The organism is Arthrobacter sp. CAL618 (genome assembly GCF_000468215.1).
Lineage (GTDB): Bacteria > Actinomycetota > Actinomycetes > Actinomycetales > Micrococcaceae > Arthrobacter_D.
Genome location: NZ_ASZW01000272.1, coordinates 1 through 16,220, shown reverse-complemented (window position 1 = coordinate 16,220; position 16,220 = coordinate 1). Strand labels below are relative to the sequence as shown.

13 protein-coding genes and 1 pseudogene are annotated in these 16,220 nt (G+C 65.1%); 7 read left to right on the top strand and 7 right to left on the bottom strand.

Features of this window, described 5'->3' with window-relative positions:
• Both K728_RS22555 and K728_RS22560 read left to right on the top strand, forming a co-directional pair.
• A partial coding sequence (locus tag K728_RS22555; RefSeq protein WP_035746715.1) for a S8 family serine peptidase occupies window positions 1-396 on the top strand: 396 nt, incomplete at its 5' end.
• 6 nt (window positions 397-402) lie between these two features.
• Window positions 403-633, top strand: a complete 231-nt coding sequence (locus tag K728_RS22560) for a hypothetical protein (protein WP_024475585.1) — start codon at window positions 403-405, stop codon at window positions 631-633.
• A 76-nt stretch (window positions 634-709) separates the two neighbouring features.
• Here K728_RS22560 and K728_RS22565 read toward each other — a convergent pair whose 3' ends face one another.
• The 3 genes from K728_RS22565 to K728_RS22575 form a co-directional block, all read right to left on the bottom strand.
• On the bottom strand, window positions 710-1,753 hold the full coding sequence (locus K728_RS22565) for a hypothetical protein (protein ID WP_024475586.1): 1,044 nt from the start codon (window positions 1,751-1,753) through the stop codon (window positions 710-712).
• An 8-nt stretch (window positions 1,754-1,761) separates the two neighbouring features.
• Complete coding sequence (locus K728_RS22570; protein WP_035746716.1) at window positions 1,762-2,553, bottom strand: AfsR/SARP family transcriptional regulator; 792 nt, start codon at window positions 2,551-2,553, stop codon at window positions 1,762-1,764.
• 281 nt (window positions 2,554-2,834) lie between these two features.
• The gene (locus tag K728_RS22575) at window positions 2,835-3,323 is read right to left on the bottom strand and encodes a PaaI family thioesterase (RefSeq protein WP_019481439.1); all 489 of its coding nucleotides are present in this window, start codon (window positions 3,321-3,323) and stop codon (window positions 2,835-2,837) included.
• Between the two features lie 142 nt (window positions 3,324-3,465).
• Between K728_RS22575 and polA the strand changes: the two genes are divergently transcribed.
• The 3 genes from polA (at window position 3,466) to rpsA (ending at window position 9,277) form a co-directional block, all read left to right on the top strand.
• Window positions 3,466-6,099 carry a DNA polymerase I gene (polA, locus tag K728_RS22580; protein ID WP_024475588.1) on the top strand — a complete coding sequence of 878 codons (2,634 nt, stop codon included), beginning with the start codon at window positions 3,466-3,468 and terminating at the stop codon, window positions 6,097-6,099.
• 125 nt (window positions 6,100-6,224) lie between these two features.
• Complete coding sequence (locus K728_RS22585; protein WP_019481441.1) at window positions 6,225-7,550, top strand: GNAT family N-acetyltransferase; 1,326 nt, start codon at window positions 6,225-6,227, stop codon at window positions 7,548-7,550.
• A 227-nt stretch (window positions 7,551-7,777) separates the two neighbouring features.
• On the top strand, window positions 7,778-9,277 hold the full coding sequence (rpsA, locus tag K728_RS22590) for a 30S ribosomal protein S1 (protein ID WP_019481442.1): 1,500 nt from the start codon (window positions 7,778-7,780) through the stop codon (window positions 9,275-9,277).
• 121 nt (window positions 9,278-9,398) lie between these two features.
• Here the strand turns inward: rpsA and K728_RS22595 are convergent, their stop codons facing one another.
• The 4 genes and pseudogenes from K728_RS22595 to K728_RS22610 all read right to left on the bottom strand — a co-directional run bounded on the left by K728_RS22595 (window position 9,399) and on the right by K728_RS22610 (window position 12,638).
• Window positions 9,399-10,133, bottom strand: a complete 735-nt coding sequence (locus K728_RS22595; RefSeq protein WP_024475589.1) for a hypothetical protein — start codon at window positions 10,131-10,133, stop codon at window positions 9,399-9,401.
• Window positions 10,134-10,136: 3 nt separating this feature from the next.
• Window positions 10,137-10,721 (bottom strand): APC family permease, encoded by a 585-nt coding sequence (locus tag K728_RS22600; RefSeq protein WP_337587478.1) that lies wholly within the window; start codon window positions 10,719-10,721, stop codon window positions 10,137-10,139.
• 124 nt (window positions 10,722-10,845) lie between these two features.
• Window positions 10,846-11,974 (bottom strand): annotated as a pseudogene (locus tag K728_RS22605) (class I SAM-dependent methyltransferase).
• Window positions 11,967-12,638 carry an IMPACT family protein gene (locus K728_RS22610; RefSeq protein WP_024475591.1) on the bottom strand — a complete coding sequence of 224 codons (672 nt, stop codon included), beginning with the start codon at window positions 12,636-12,638 and terminating at the stop codon, window positions 11,967-11,969. Before K728_RS22610 ends, K728_RS22605 begins: the two are co-directional and overlap by 8 nt.
• A gap of 201 nt (window positions 12,639-12,839) precedes the next feature.
• Between K728_RS22610 and coaE the strand changes: the two genes are divergently transcribed.
• Window positions 12,840-14,057, top strand: a complete 1,218-nt coding sequence (gene coaE, locus K728_RS22615; RefSeq protein ID WP_024475592.1) for a dephospho-CoA kinase — start codon at window positions 12,840-12,842, stop codon at window positions 14,055-14,057.
• A gap of 51 nt (window positions 14,058-14,108) precedes the next feature.
• Complete coding sequence (uvrB, locus tag K728_RS22620; protein WP_024475593.1) at window positions 14,109-16,199, top strand: excinuclease ABC subunit UvrB; 2,091 nt, start codon at window positions 14,109-14,111, stop codon at window positions 16,197-16,199.
• Window positions 16,200-16,220 lie beyond the last annotated feature (21 nt).

Genomic DNA, 16,220 nt, shown 5'->3' with positions numbered 1-16,220 from the left:
GCCGCCGCCGGGAACGGCGCGGACCGCCGGCAAGGGGACTTCGGCTTTGTCGGGGCGCCCGCAAACAGCCCGTTCATCATGGCGGTGGGCGCGCTGGACCAGCACCTCGAGATGGCCTTCTTCTCCGCGAGGACGCTCCCCATCCGGGGCGGGCAATTGGATGTGGCTGGCCCGGGTTTCCAGGTGCGTTCGTCCTGGCTGATGCCCGACCGGTACAACACCATCAGCGGCACCTCGATGGCCACGCCGCACGCTGCGGGAGTCGCAGCCCTCTGGGCGCAGGCATCAGGCTACCGGGGGCGAGAGCTGTGGTCCCTGATGGCTCAGGAGAGCCAACGGTTGCTGCAGGCATCGGTCGACGTCGGCTCCGGTCTGGTGATGGCACCGCAGGAATGAGGGGTCATGATCTTCACCGTCACCGTTGATGACCTGCATCGTTCCGCGATCCAGGAGGTCGCGGAACAGTTGCGGTCCTGCGGGTTGGAGGTTGACCGGGTGCTCGGCAACGTGGGCATGATCACCGGCTCAGCGCCGGAGAACTGCCGGCCGGATCTGGAAGCGGTCGAGGGGGTGTCCTCCGTGGACGGTGAGACTCGCTTCCTCCTGCCTCCGCCCGACAGCGACATCCAGTAGCAGCGACGTCCGGTAGCAGCGACATCCAGTAGCAGCGACGTCCGGGACGCACTCCCGGCTGGCGCCGCGCAGTCGGCTACGGCCCGTTGGTGTTCGCGGTGCCACCGGTTTTGCCGCCGACGTCGTCGAGCACGTTTTGCGCCTGCCGGTCCACCAGCCCGGTGAACAACTGTTGGGCGGCGCCGAAGGTGATCGCCCAGGCCACGATCTGGGCGGGATTGTCCAGATCGCTCAACCCGGGGACGAAGCCGCCGCGCATGAGCTGCAGTCCCAGTACTGCCGTCAGCGCACCTGCGGGGAGCTTCAGAATTGCCAGGGCCAGTGGGAGACCGAAGGGGGTCGAGGTGCCCCTGACATGGCGGAGCGAAGCGGCACCTGAGACGGCCGCCGCTATCAGTCCGAACGATTCGATGAAGAACACATCCCAGGGCCGGGGCCTGTTGCCCGTGGGGCAGGCAACGCCCTCGGCTGGTTCGAAACACAGCCGCAGCTCCTCCGGCCGGATCCAGCCAGCGACGGCGAGGGCCGTCGCCAGTACGGTCAGGACGAGCGCGCCCATGATGAGCACGTTGCGGAAGCTGCGCACCCGCGAGAATTCCTCCCGGGACTCGAGGCACGACGCCCTGAACGCAGCCACCAGGGTCATCCGCCCGGATTCATCCAGGGGGGTGCCAAGTGACGCTGCCACGACGTCTTCGACAGCGACCCGGTGCGGGTCTCCCCGCTTCAGGTGCTGCCGGGCGTGCGCCTGGATCCCCGGCAGTTGCGACTGGACGTAGTCCAACGGTGCCCGCAGCAGAAGTGCCACCTGCGCGGCGTCAAGTTGGCTGAGGACCCGTTCCACCACTGCTCCATTGAATGAGGTCTGAATGGCCGGCGACTTCTGCTCCGCGACGGTGGACGCTTCGTTGAGGTGCCACGTGATTGCGTGGTCCAGGGCGGTCTTCGCGCTGGCCTGGCCTGGCGGCGCCCCCGCTGGGGGGTCGATGAGGCTGACCCATTCCGCGAGGGTCCGCAACTGGGCGGCGGTGGTGATCGCCTGTTCCCGCCAGGTGCGGTTCGTCGGTGGCGCGAGGGGAGGGGGTAACGGGGGTTGCGGGCCGGCAGCAGGCTCTGACATGGCTGGACCTACTCGAAGGACGGGTGCAGGATGGCGCTGAAGGTGGGCGCTGGTTCCGCGCGCACTGTGGGCTCCTGCGCCTGGAGCAGCGGACGGATGAGGTCCGTGATCCGGGTGGACGGCCTGACCCCGCACTCCCGGTTGAGGGTCGTCAGATAGGTGCGATAGCTGCGGATTGCCGAACCATGGTTGCCAGCCGCCAGATGAATCCGCAAGAGCGTCCGTTGCACGCTCTCCAGGAGCGGGTCCAACGCGACAGCGGCCGTCGCCGCGTCGAGGGCGGGCGAGAGCTGGCCCTGAGCCAGGTAGGCGTTGGCCAGGTCCTCCAAGGCGGCGAGCCGCTGCCTGAAGAGCCTGTCCTGATCTACCCGCAGCCAGTCTTCATCCCAGCCCGGCAGGAGGTCCGCCGTCTGAAGGTCACCGGCCAGCCCCTCCCTTACCAGTGCACCGACGTCGAGCAGGCCCGTTCGGTTGACCCGATCCACGCGGGCGAGCAGCTCGTCGACGTCGATCACAATTCCCGGGGCGAGGGCAAGCGGATCGCTGGCTGGCTGCAGGAGACCGGGAAGCTGGTGGGCAATGTTCCACAGGCAGGCACGCAGGCTTCCCGAGGCTTGCGCATCGGTACGGTCGGGCCACAGGAGCCCCGCGATGTAGCTTCGTCGACGGCCGCCGCGCAGGGCCAGCGCAGCGATGAGCCGCTGCTGCCGGAACGCGACAGTGACCGGCTGGTGCTCACGTTCTAGACGCCAGTACCCCAACAATTTCAAATTCCATTGGACCGGAATGCTCGTAGACATACCCGTCCCCACTTCCTGCATCATCGGGGAGAGGCGCCCCCTATCCGCTGAAACGGTGAACCGCTGTGAATGCCAGCATCCTCAGACTTTCGAACCTTGTCAATGCTCCCTGCAATAGTTCACCCACTCGGGGGCGGCGGGGCACTTTCGCGCAGAAACGGGGCCCTTTCGATCAGAAACGGCCCTCCGGGTCAGGACCGCCGCTTGCAACCGGCGGTCCTTTCCCTCGGGGCCCTTTCAGGGGCCGGTTGGACGGTCTACGGCCGGGGTCAGCAGGTTCGTCAGCGGAGGTCGCGGATGATGTTGGTGATCCGGGCGGTGGAGAGCCGGCGGCCGTCGTCGTCGGTCATCACCACTTCGTGGGTGGTCAGCGTGCGGCCCAGATGGACGGCTGTCGCGGTGCCGGTAACCAGGCCCGACGACGCCGACCGGTGATGGGTTGCACTGATCTCAATCCCCATCGCCTGGCGGTCCCGGCCAGCGTGCAGGCCTGCGGCGAAGGAGCCCAGCGTCTCGGCCAGGACCAGATGCGCGCCCCCGTGGAGGATTCCGGCAACCTGTTCGTTCCCTTCAACCGGCATGGTGGCAACCAGCCGGCCAGCGGTCATCTCGGTGAACACAATTCCCATTTTCGCGGCGAGGCGACCGATGCCGTGGCCGCTGAGCCAGTCGTGCATCTCTTCAGGCACACCGGCGGCGGCCAGCTCGGCAGCGAACGGGTTGGCGGGCGGTTCCTGTCCGGACGACTCCGGAGTGTAATTGTCGGTCATGGGAACTAGGCTGGCACCTGTGAGTCAAACAACCAAACCCGATGTTCCCGTAGCCGCCACGACTCTGACTGACGCTCCGCCGACGGCCACCGGGCCGGCCGACGGATCCCGTAATCGCCTCCTCGTCATTGATGGCCACTCGATGGCCTACCGGGCGTTCTACGCCCTGCCGGCCGAGAACTTCTCCACCGACACGGGACAGCACACCAATGCCGTCTACGGGTTCACGGCGATGCTGATCAACCTGATCAGGGACCAGAAGCCCACCCATGTGGCGGTGGCACTGGACCTGAGCACCCCAACGTTCAGGACCGAGGAGTACACCGAGTACAAGGCGGGCCGCGCGAAGACGCCGACGGAATTCCATGGCCAGGTGGACCTCATCATCAAGGTGATGCAGGCGATGCACATCCCCACCCTGTCGATGGAGGGGTACGAGGCCGACGACATCATCGCCACCCTCTCGGTTCGGGCCGCCGCCGAAGGCTGGGACGTTCAGGTGGTCAGCGGTGACCGCGATGCCTTCCAGCTGGTCAACGACCGCGTCACCGTGCTGTATCCGAAGCAGGGTGTCACCAACATTCCGCAAATGGATGCGCAGGCTGTGGAGGAGAAGTACCTCGTCCCGCCGGACAAGTATTCCGACCTGGCCGCGCTGGTCGGGGAAACCGCCGACAACCTGCCGGGAGTCCCAGGAGTGGGCCCCAAGACTGCTGCCAAGTGGATCAAGCTGTACGGCGGACTGGACGGCATCCTCGAGAACCTCGACGCCATCAAGGGGAAGGTGGGGGACTCGCTCCGGGAGCACATCGAGCTGGTGAAGCGCAACCGCCGCCTGAACCAGTTGCACCTTGACCTGGACCTGCCGGTTGAGCTGGACACGATGGTGTCCAGGACCCCCGACCGCCCGGCCGTCGAGGAGCTGTTCGACTCCCTCCAATTCAACGTCCTCCGCAAACGCCTCTTCGACCTGTTCGGGGAAGAAGACGCCGCCGAGTCCCACGACGAAATGACCCCGCCGGAGCACGTGGTCCTGACCAGCGCGGCCGACCTGACCGAATGGTTCAAAGCGACCAACCAGGCCATCGCAGCCATCCAGCTGGTGACCCAGTCAACGACCGGGAACGACGACGTCGTCGGGCTGGCGATTGTCACCTCGACCGCCGCGGCGTACCTGGATCTGGAGACGCTCGACGCTGAGGCTGAGCAGGTGCTTGCCGGCTGGCTGGGTGACCTCAGTGCACCCAAGGTGGCCCATGACTTCAAAGCCGCCTACAAACTACTCGCCGCGCGCGGGCTGAAACTTGCCGGGGTGGTGGATGACACGGCCATCTCCGGGTACCTGATCCAGCCGGACCGTCGGGCCTACGATCTGGCGGACCTGAGCCAATCGCACCTGAAAATGTCGATCGCGCCCGCCGCAGGGACCACCGGGGGGCAGCTCGCGCTCCAGCTGGAAGACGAGGATGTCGCGTCCCCCGCCGTCGCCCGCGCCTTCGCCGCCCTGCAGCTCAGCGAGTACTTCGCCGGCCAACTGGTGGAGCGGGGCGCCAACCAGTTGCTCGGCGGGCTCGAACTGCCCCTGGCCGAGGTGCTGGCGGAAATGGAGCTCACCGGCGTATCCGTGGCGATGGACCGGTTGGACCAGTTGTTTGATGATTTTTCGGCGACCATGAGCACCACGAGCGCCGAGGCGTTCAGGATCATCGGCAAGGAAATCAACCTGGGGTCGCCCAAGCAGCTGCAGGCGGTCCTGTTCGACGAGCTTGAACTGCCCAAGACCAAGAAGATCAAGACCGGCTACTCAACCGACGCCGATGCGCTGACTGACCTGATCGTGAAGACCGGGCATCCGTTCCTTGAACAGCTCCTGGCTCACAGGGACGCCTCCAAACTCCGTCAGACGGTCGAGGGGCTGCGGAAGTCAGTGGCCGACGACGGCCGGATCCACACCACGTACGTCCAGACCATCGCGGCCACGGGACGGCTCTCCTCGACCAACCCGAACCTGCAGAACATCCCGGTGCGCTCCGACGAAGGCCGGCGGATCCGCGAGGTGTTCGTCGTCGGTGACGGCTTTGACTGCCTGATGACCGCCGACTACTCGCAGATTGAAATGCGCATCATGGCGCACCTGTCCGGGGATGAGGGCCTCATCCAGGCGTTCCGCGATGGGGAGGACCTGCACCGGTTTGTCGGTGCCCACATTTTCGGCGTCGCACCCGCCGAGGTCACCAGCGCGATGCGGTCCAAGGTGAAAGCGATGTCCTACGGCCTGGTCTACGGTCTGAGCTCGTTTGGACTCTCCAAGCAGCTCGCCATTTCGGTGGACGAGGCCCGCACCCTGATGGGCGACTACTTCGACCGGTTCGGCGCCGTCCGCGACTACCTGCGCGGTGTCGTGGAGCAGGCACGGGTCGACGGGTTCACGTCCACCATCGAGGGCCGCCGCCGGTACCTGCCGGATCTTTCCAGCGACAACCGGCAGTTGCGGGAAATGGCTGAACGGGCGGCGTTGAACGCGCCCATCCAGGGTTCGGCTGCCGACATCATCAAGAAGGCGATGCTCGGCGTCGACGCCGAATTGCGCAGGCAGGGTCTCTCCTCCCGCATGCTGCTCCAGGTACATGATGAGCTGGTGCTCGAGATTGCGCCCGGTGAGCGGGACACCATGGAGCTGCTGGTGCGCGAGCAGATGGGGGCTGCGGCTGACCTCACGGTTCCGTTGGACGTCTCGGTGGGTGTGGGAGCGAGCTGGCACGAGGCCGCGCACTAGCCCAGGCCCGCTCGGTCGTGCCGGGCGCTACGCACTGGGGCCGGGGGTACGTACTGGTGCCGGGAGTTCACTGCGGCCGGCAGCTCACTGGTGCCGGGCGCTCCGCCACACTAGGCTGATGGATCGTGACCGCTACCCAAGACTCCGCCGCCCCATCCGCACTGCGCATCGACACCTTCACGGTGACCGCTGAGACAGATTCCTCATCCGACGGTGCCCTGGCCCACTGGTTCGAAGCGGTCCGGTTCGGCTTCCACGAAGCCCGCACCGAGCCGGAGGATCTAGCCACCTATGCCGCGGCGTTCACCTCCGACAGCCGGACCCTGTGGGGTGCCTACGACGACGCTGCCAGTGCACACGCGTGGGATGCCAGCATTCCGGTGGCCACCTACGCCACCATGGTCAACTCCCTCAACGTCGGCAACGGCCAGTTGCTTGACGCGCACCAGATCACTGCCGTCACCGTGCGCCCCACCCACCGCCGTCGTGGGCTGCTGCGCACCATGATGACCAGTGATCTGCAGTCCGCCGCGTCCAAAGGTCTCGCCATCGCAGCGCTGACCGCATCGGAGGCGACCATCTACGGCAGGTTCGGTTTCGGTGCTGCAACGTTCACCCGCAACATCGAGGTGGATGTGAAGGAGCGGTTCGCGTTGCGCACGCCGGCGTTCGGTGTCACCGAGATCGTGGCACCGGCCTCCGCGGCAGCACTGTCCGAACAGATTTTCGCCCGGTTCCATCACGCCACCACCGGTTCGGTGGGACGCCAGTTCGCCTACCCGCAGCGTGCCTCCGGCCGCTGGGGCGAGGAACGGCCCGTCGAGGACAAGGGTGTGCGCGTCGCGGTGCATTACGACGACGACGGCCGGCCCGACGGGTTCGTGTCCTACAAATTCTCCGGCTGGGGGACCACCCCGTACACGATGAAGATTGTTGATCTGGTCGCCGTCTCCGACGCCGCCTACCTCGAGCTGTGGCGTTACCTTGGCGCAATCGACCTCGTCCAGCGCATCACCTTCGATCTGGCACCCGTGAACGACCCCCTGCCGTGGGCCCTGCAGGATCGTCGCTGCTACAAACTCATTGGCGACGAGGATGTCCTGTGGCTGCGCATCCTCGACCCCATTGCTGCCCTCGAAGCACGGGGTTACCAGGGTGCGGGAACGGTCAGCCTGGAAATCGTGGATCCTCTCGGCTATGCCGCGGGCCGGTTCCGGTTGACGGTCGAGAACGGCTCCGGGTCGGTGGCACGACTCGACGACGACGCCGACACGCAGCTCCGCGTCGATGTCACGGCTCTCGGGTCGATGTATCTGGGCGGCGTTCCAGCCCGGACCCTGGCCGCTGCCGGGCACCTCACCGAACAGGGGCCCACAGGACAGGGGAGCCTCGCCGTCGTCGACCGGATCTTCCAGACCCCGACCGATCCGTACTGCATTACCCACTTCTGACCCGGCACCCGGCGTCGCCCGCCGCTTTGACCTGTGTTGGCGCAAACGGCTAGACTAGACGGGCGTGTAATGCGCACTGCGAAACGGGTTGCCAAGCAGCATCAGGTAAGTCGTTTTCTCTCCAAAAGTCCACTTCCGGACGAGCTCCATCTGAATCAGCAGAGTTTCCTGTTGCCCAGGCGTCGCTCTCCGGATCAACTAATCATCCACAACGGAGTCCCAACTACATGACCATCACCACCACCGAGAAGCCAGGTGCACCGCAGGTCGCGATCAACGACATCGGCACCGCTGAGGACTTCCTCGCAGCCATTGACGCCACCATCAAGTACTTCAACGACGGAGACCTCGTTGAAGGAACGGTAGTCAAGGTTGACCGCGACGAAGTTCTGCTCGACATCGGTTACAAGACCGAGGGTGTTATCCCTTCCCGTGAGCTGTCCATCAAGCACGACGTTGATCCCGGAGACGTTGTCTCCGTTGGCGATCAGGTCGAAGCACTGGTGCTCACCAAAGAGGACAAAGAAGGCCGACTGATCCTGTCCAAGAAGCGCGCTCAGTACGAGCGTGCCTGGGGCGATATCGAGAAGGTCAAGGAAGAAGACGGCGTCGTCACCGGTACGGTCATCGAAGTTGTCAAGGGTGGACTCATCCTCGACATCGGCCTCCGCGGCTTCCTGCCCGCGTCCTTGGTTGAGATGCGTCGTGTACGCGATCTTGCTCCCTACATCGGTCAGAAGATCGAAGCGAAAATCATCGAGCTGGACAAGAACCGCAACAACGTGGTCCTGTCCCGCCGTGCCTGGCTCGAGCAGACCCAGTCCGAGGTGCGTTCCACGTTCCTCAACAAGCTGGAAAAGGGCCAGGTTCGTCCGGGCGTTGTCTCCTCGATCGTCAACTTCGGTGCCTTCGTGGACCTGGGCGGCGTCGACGGACTCGTTCACGTTTCCGAGCTGTCCTGGAAGCACATCGATCACCCCTCCGAGGTTGTCGAAGTTGGCCAGGAAGTCACCGTCGAGGTTCTCGAGGTGGACCTGGACCGCGAGCGTGTCTCACTGTCGCTCAAGGCCACCCAGGAAGATCCATGGCAGACCTTCGCCCGCACCCACGCCCTCGGGCAGGTTGTTCCGGGTAAGGTCACCAAGCTGGTTCCCTTCGGTGCATTCGTTCGCGTCGAAGACGGCATCGAAGGCCTGGTCCACATCTCCGAGCTGGCAGTCCGCCACGTGGAGCTGGCAGAGCAGGTTGTCTCGGTTGGCGACGAACTGTTCGTCAAGGTCATCGACATCGACCTCGAACGTCGTCGGATCTCGCTCTCCCTCAAGCAGGCTAACGAGGGCGTCGACGCCGACAGCACCGAGTTTGACCCGGCTCTGTACGGTATGGCTGCCGAGTACGACGAAGAAGGCAACTACAAGTACCCAGAGGGCTTCGACCCAGAGTCCAACGAATGGCTCGAGGGTTACGACTCTCAGCGCGCAACCTGGGAAGCTCAGTACGCTGAAGCCCAGTCACGCTGGGAAGCTCACAAGAAGCAGGTTGTGCAGCACGCATCTGACGATGCAGCTGCTGCCAACGAGCCAGTCGAGTCAAGCTCCACGAGCTACTCCTCTGAGCCAGCCGCCACTGAGAGCACGAACGCCAGCAGCAACAGCAACGTCGGCACGGGTACGCTCGCGTCAGACGAGGCACTTGCCGCACTGCGCGAAAAGCTGACCGGCAACTAAGGTCCAGCACTAGCACCTGAAAAGGCCCCCACCGCAATGGTGGGGGCCTTTTTCGCGCCCAATTTCGTTCAGTCTCGCGTTTTGCCTGCCGTGTTCGGGCGCACGCACCAGAGGGGGCTGCTCAGCGTGAGTCTGAACCCGGGAGCGCGTGGCCCGGTGCAACCCTGGCTTCGGCATAGGACGGTTCCCGGAGCGCCCGGGTCCAGGCATAGGTTTCGGATCCGGGCAGCGGGCGCCGGACCGGGTCAAAACGCAAACCCGTCGGATCACCGCCCCGTGCCACCAGCACCGGCTCAAGCTCTTCCAGGGTCAGCACCAGAGTGCCGAACCGGGTCCAATCACCCAGGGGACGGCTGAAGCACAGGGCCAGTTCCAGGGGACGCTTCGCCAATCCCACACGGAGCCCGGCAGGCGTGGCTGGCATCCGGCCACTCGGGTCAAGAGGAAAAGCCGCCAGCAGAACGGCTGACTTCCCGCCCTTGTACGGCATCATTGACGTGAATTTGGCGGCTTGGACATTCCGCTGCGGGAGCAGGACGAACCGGGCGGGAAATGACGCACCGGTGGATGCGAGCAGCACATCAAAGTGGTCAGACCCGTGGGGGACCCGTAAGGCCAGGCCAAGAATGTCAGGGCTCCAGCGCGGTAGCCCGACCGAGCGGGACAGCCGCGCCTGGATCGGGTCCTGGCCGGTGCCGTCGATCCAGGATATGCCGCTGGAAACAGGTGGCCCGGTCCGGGTGAGTGTCCCGGTGAGCCAAACGCCGTCGGGGTGAATAGGACGCTGCGGCCTTACGGCTTTCATCGTAGCGAACAGGCTGGCGAACCCCTTGCCGAGTGCGGTCGTGACGCGCATCGGTCAGTGCTTCACTTCTCGGTCGGAGTCCGCGGTGCGGTCCGGGGCGGAGCGGCGGGTCGTGCGGTGTTGAATCGCATACAGCACCAGGCCAATAGCCACCAGGATTCCCGCGCGTAACCAGATGTCGGCGCTCTGCTGCGTCATGAGCAGGACACAGGACGCGATCGCCAGGTAGGGAAAGATCACCGGAATCTGGAAGTGCTGGTGGTCCACCCGGTCCTTGCGAAGCACCAGCACGGCGATGTTGGTGCTGAGGAACACGAACAGCAGCAGCACCACGACCGTCTCCGCCAGCGATGCCAGATCACCGGTGCTGCTGAGGATCATCGCGGCAACGGTGGTCGCAATGATCGCGACCCACGGTGTGCGCCGGTTGGGGAGTACCCGGCCCAGCACCGATGGCAGCAGGCCTTGTTCGGCCATCCCATAGGTCAGCCGGCTTGCCATGATCATGGTGAGCAGCGACCCGTTGGCGACGGCGATGAGAGCCACCAGTCCGAAGATCCACTCGGGGATCCCGAACCCGGTGGCGTTGACGACGTCGAGCAGTGGCGACGTCGAACCCGCCAGATCGGCTGCGGGCACAGCGGCGGAGGCTGCTTTAGCTTGGACGGGGCTGACTGCTGAGCTGTCGACATTCCCGAAGTATATTCCAGAAAGTAAGTTCACTGATCATTGCGTGACGGGGCCGGTTTCCGGACCGGCTGCCTCAGCGTCGGGTGGACACTGTGACGGTGAATTTCGGGTTCCTGGCGGCCTGCCGGGTGGGGCCAACCATGGAGGCGAGCGGGGTCCGATACTGGAGGTGGCTGTTCCAGACCGTCCAGAGTTCACCTCCCGGTTTGAGCACCCGGCCGGCATCGGCGAAAAGCTTCAGGGCAATCCCGGAGTGAACGGTGCCCTCCATGTGAAAGGGCGGGTTCAGCACAATGAGCTCGGCTGATGAGTCGGGCATCGAGGCCAGGGCATCATCCCGCACGACCGTGATTCGGTCGCCGACACCATTGGCATCGGCGGTCGCACGGGAAGACGCAACAGCTGACGCTGACTGGTCCGTTGCAACAACCTCCATCGCAGGCCGCGTGAGGGCGAGATAGGCGGCAATCGTGCCATTGCCCGACCCCAGATCGATTGCCTGCCCCGCAGCTCGGGTCGCGGAGAGGGCAGGGAGCAGGTACCGGGTCCCCGCATCCAGTTTGGCGCCACCAAAGGTGCTGCCGAAAGCCTTGAGGATCAGCGGTGCGGGCAGGCCGACGTCGTGCTTCTCCTCCACCGGAAACCCGCTGGCGGAGGTGGCCACGGGCGCCGACGCCGTCAGGATCCGGGACTTCTGGCGTGCCAGTCCGGCAGCCACAGTGGTGAAGTGGCGGGCCAAAATGCCGTTCATCGCGGTGGTCATGTGTTTGACCCGGCCGCCGGCGAACACTGTGACGTCCGGGCTCGCGTAGCGGGCGATCGTCCACGCGATCTCATCCAGCGCGGCCAGTGACCTGGGCAGCTGCAGCAGGACCGTGCGGGCGCCAGCCAACAGGGCCTCGTTGAGCGGATAGTGTGAGAAGGCCGCGGCCAGGCCAGCGGTGTGCGCATTGGCTGTCAACGCGAGCTCACCGGAGACCGGGTCCTGGTGGGTGCGAATCGAGTGTGCCCCATGCAGCGCGGCGGCGCCGAGAGTGAGCGCACCGTAGTGGTCCCCAATGACGACGACGCCGTCCCGGTCGGCGGTGATCGCCGCNGCCGGCGGTGTCGAGGAGGAGCCGATCGGTGGCGTCGAATGCAAAGAGGTTCGGGGCCTCGACGTCGGGAGCCCGTCGAAGGTTGTCAAAGGAAAAGTCAGTCACAGTCCACCCATTTCAGGTCGAGTAGTTGGGCGCCGGACTGGCCGGCGGTCAGTGAGGCGAGGCGGGCGCGAAACTCGTCGATCGATGCGTTCCCGGCCGGTATGGCCACCCGGATGGTGGCCCGTTCCGCCGGATAGTCGGTTCCCAGGACGTCGACGCCTGCGTTGCGGAGCTCGTTTTCGACCCGCCCCGCGTCGGTGTGAGCCACCGGGACCGCCAGGAGCTGCAACAGTCGTCGTCGGACACGTGGCGCCGAGTCCAGCGCCTGGGAGACAGCGTCGGAATAGGCGCGAACCAGTCCGCCAGCACCAAGCAACACTCCACCGAAATTGCGGACCACCACCACCGCGACGTCGCTCAGGTCAGCCTCGCCATCGGCATTGTCGCGTTTGAGGATGGCGTCCAGCATGGGGGCACCGGCGGTACCCGACGGCTCGCCGTCGTCGTTGGCGCGCTGGACCGACCGATCAGGACCCAGCACGACGGCGCTGCAATGGTGGCGCGCGTCGTGGAACTCCCGGCGCAGCTCGGTGAGGAGCAACCGTGCCTCGTCCTCGCTGGCAATCCGCCGGACGACAGTGATGAAGCGTGACCGACGCACATCGGTCTCGTGGCGGTGCTCGCCCCGGACCGTTGTGTAGCCGATTATTCCACTGTCATTCACCGGCCCCAGTCTAGTGGGCGGGAGGTTGCGCCAGCGCAAATGTCCCAGTGACGAGCAGGCTCGGGGAGCAGGGACGGTCCTGCTCACCGGGCCTGCCAGCGGGGGAGCACCCGTACCCCGCCTGCCGAGGATCGCCGAGGACTGCCGTGGAGCCAGGCATCTGGAGGGCGGCGGGCACATCCCACGTATTAGGGTGGGGACATGCTCAGAATTGGCCTCACCGGCGGGATCGCAGCAGGGAAATCACTTGTCGCCTCAAGGCTGGCAGAGCTCGGCGCGGTGCTGGTCGACGCCGATGTGCTGGCCCGCGCGGCCGTGGAACCAGGATCGGCCGGGCTGGCAGCCGTGGCCGCCGAATTCGGTGAGGAGGTGCTGCTTCCGGACGGTAGCCTGGATCGGCCGGCGCTGGCGGCAGCCATTTTCGGTGACCCGTCCCGCCGGATGACGTTGAATTCGATCATCCACCCGTTGGTGCGGGAACGCGCCCGTGAGCTGACGGCGGCTGCGCCCCCGGACGCCGTCGTCGTGCAGGATATTCCCTTGTTGGTGGAGACCGGCCAGCAGCACCAGTTCCATTTGGTGGTGGTGGTCGACGCTCCCGACAGCGTCCGGATCGAGCGGCTGACCCGCCTCCGGGGAATGAGCGACGACGACGCGCGGGCCCGGATTGGTGCGCAAGCCACGCGTGCCGAGCGGAAGGCAGCCGCCGACGTCGTCCTCGTCAACGACAGCACCCCACAGGATCTGCTGGCCGCCGTCGACCGCCTCTGGGACGAACGACTGGTGCCCTTCAACCACAACCTGTTGCGCGGCGTTCGGGCCGCACGCAGTGGTGGCCCGCAACTGGTGCCTTCCCGCGACGACTGGCCCGAACAGGCCGGACGGATCATGGGCAGGGTGCGTCTGGTTGATCCCCTGGTGCTGGCGGTCGACCATATCGGGTCGACCGCTGTGCCCGGGTTGGCCGCCAAGGATGTCCTCGACCTGCAGGTCACCGTCGCGACCCTTGAAGACGCCGACGCGATTGCCGGAAAGCTGGTCGCAGCAGGGTTTCCGCTGCTCGAAGGCATCACACGGGATGAACCCAAACAGGACGTTCCCGACCCCTCCCGATGGGGGAAGCGTCTGCACGCCAACGCCGACCCTGGTCGCGCGGTTAACCTTCATGTTCGGGTTGAGGGTTCGCCTGGATGGCGGTATGCCCTGTCGTTCAGGGACTGGCTGCGCTCCGACCCGGGCGCCGCGGCCCAGTACCAGGCGGAGAAGGAGCGGTGTGCGGCCCAGCACACCCGGGATGCGACTACCGAGGGCTACGCGGAGTGCAAGGAGAAATGGTTCACCACCGTCGCAGATCCGCTGCTGAAACGCTGGATTGCCGACACTGGCTGGACTGCTCAGCCCTCTTCTGCCGTCGGCTAAGTTGCCCCATTCAGGACGCTGATTGTCCGGGGGAGGGTCTAACGTATTTATATGAGCCTTGCGCAGGAAATTAAACGGGTGGTAGCCCCTTTCGAAGTGATCAGCGAATTCAAGCCTGCCGGTGACCAGCCTGCCGCGATTGCCGAACTCAGTGAACGCGTCAAGGCGGGCGAGAAGGACGTGGTGCTGCTGGGCGCCACCGGTACCGGCAAGAGCGCGACGACTGCGTGGCTGATCGAACAGGTCCAGCGGCCCACGCTCGTGATGGTGCAGAACAAGACCCTCGCGGCGCAGCTGGCGAACGAGTTCCGCGAACTGCTGCCCAACAACGCGGTCGAATACTTCGTCTCGTATTACGATTACTACCAGCCGGAAGCCTACGTTCCCCAGACGGACACCTTCATCGAGAAGGACTCCTCGGTCAACGAGGAAGTGGAACGGCTCCGGCATTCCGCCACCAACGCCCTGCTGACCCGCCGGGACGTGATCGTGGTGGCCACCGTGTCCTGCATCTATGGTCTGGGCACCCCCGAAGAATATGTTGCCGGGATGGTCACACTGGAAACCGGCCAGCAGATGAACCGCGACGATTTGCTGCGGAAGTTCGTGTCAATGCAGTACACCCGCAACGACATCGACTTCCACCGGGGCACCTTCAGGGTGCGTGGCGACACCGTCGAAATCATCCCCATGTATGAGGAACTGGCGCTTCGCATTGAGTTCTTCGGCGACGAGGTCGAGAAGATCTACACCCTGCACCCGCTGACCGGTGAAATCGTCAGGGAAGAGACCGAAATGTATGTGTTCCCGGCGTCGCACTATGTCGCGGGCCCCGAGCGCATGAACCGGGCGGTCAAGCAGATCGAGGATGAGCTCCGGGTCCGCCTGGACGAGCTGGAGTCGCAGAACAAACTGGTCGAAGCCCAGCGGTTGCGGATGCGGACGACCTATGACCTCGAAATGATGCAGCAGATGGGGTTCTGCAACGGGATCGAGAACTACTCCCGACACATCGACGGCCGCGGTCCGGGCTCGGCGTCGCACTGCCTGCTCGACTACTTCCCCGACGACTTCCTGCTGGTAGTCGACGAGTCACACGTGACCATTCCGCAGATCGGTGCCATGTATGAAGGTGACATGTCCCGGAAGCGCACCCTGGTGGACCATGGGTTCCGGCTCCCCTCCGCGATGGACAACCGGCCGCTCAAGTGGGACGAGTTCCTGGACCGGATCGGGCAGACCGTCTACCTCTCGGCAACCCCCGGGAAGTATGAGCTGGGCAAGTCGGATGGGTACGTACAGCAGATCATCCGGCCGACCGGTCTGATCGACCCGGAGGTGGTGGTCAAGCCCAGCAAGGGCCAGATCGATGACCTGCTGGGGGAGATCCGCACCCGGGTGGAACTGAACGAGCGGGTGCTCGTCACCACCCTGACCAAGCGGATGGCCGAAGATTTGACCGGGTACCTGCTGGAACATGGGGTGAAGGTTGAGTACCTGCACTCAGACGTGGATACCCTGCGCCGGGTGGAGCTGTTGCGTGAGTTGAGGCTCGGGACTTTCGACGTCCTGGTGGGCATCAACCTGCTCCGTGAAGGCCTTGACCTTCCTGAAGTGTCGCTGGTCAGCATCCTCGACGCCGACAAGGAAGGGTTCCTGCGCAGCGCCACCTCCCTGATCCAGACCATCGGGCGTGCGGCCCGTAACGTCTCGGGTGAGGTGCACATGTACGCGGACCGGATCACCGATTCGATGGCCAAAGCCATCGACGAAACCAACCGACGTCGTGAGATCCAGGTGGCATACAACCTCAAGCACGGGGTTGATCCGCAGCCCCTGCGGAAGCGGATTGCTGACATCACCGATTCCATCGCCCAGGAGGACGCCGATACCCGGGCGCTCCTGGCGGAGTCGGGCAAGAAGCGCAAGGGCGGCAAGACGGCCAAGGGCGGCGCCCCTGTCCGGCATGACGGCCTTGCCGCAGTGCCGGCCGAGGACCTCACCGACCTGATCGGTCAGCTCACCGACCAGATGCACTCGGCTGCGGCTGACCTGCACTTCGAGCTCGCCGCGAGGCTACGCGACGAGGTCGGGGACCTGAAGAAAGAGCTGCGGCAGATGCAGACGGCTGGGCACGCCTAGCCCCAGCTCGTCGCTGGCGGG

What these genes read in the sequence shown, in the direction of transcription:
- K728_RS22560 (WP_024475585.1), top strand. Translation starts at nt 403, where the DNA reads ATGATCTTCACCGTCACCGTTGATGACCTGCATCGTTCCGCGATCCAG.
- K728_RS22565 (WP_024475586.1), bottom strand. Translation starts at nt 1,753, where the DNA reads ATGTCAGAGCCTGCTGCCGGCCCGCAACCCCCGTTACCCCCTCCCCTC.
- K728_RS22570 (WP_035746716.1), bottom strand. Translation starts at nt 2,553, where the DNA reads ATGTCTACGAGCATTCCGGTCCAATGGAATTTGAAATTGTTGGGGTAC.
- K728_RS22575 (WP_019481439.1), bottom strand. Translation starts at nt 3,323, where the DNA reads ATGACCGACAATTACACTCCGGAGTCGTCCGGACAGGAACCGCCCGCC.
- polA (WP_024475588.1), top strand. Translation starts at nt 3,466, where the DNA reads ATGGCCTACCGGGCGTTCTACGCCCTGCCGGCCGAGAACTTCTCCACC.
- rpsA (WP_019481442.1), top strand. Translation starts at nt 7,778, where the DNA reads ATGACCATCACCACCACCGAGAAGCCAGGTGCACCGCAGGTCGCGATC.
- K728_RS22595 (WP_024475589.1), bottom strand. Translation starts at nt 10,133, where the DNA reads ATGCGCGTCACGACCGCACTCGGCAAGGGGTTCGCCAGCCTGTTCGCT.
- coaE (WP_024475592.1), top strand. Translation starts at nt 12,840, where the DNA reads ATGCTCAGAATTGGCCTCACCGGCGGGATCGCAGCAGGGAAATCACTT.
- uvrB (WP_024475593.1), top strand. Translation starts at nt 14,109, where the DNA reads ATGAGCCTTGCGCAGGAAATTAAACGGGTGGTAGCCCCTTTCGAAGTG.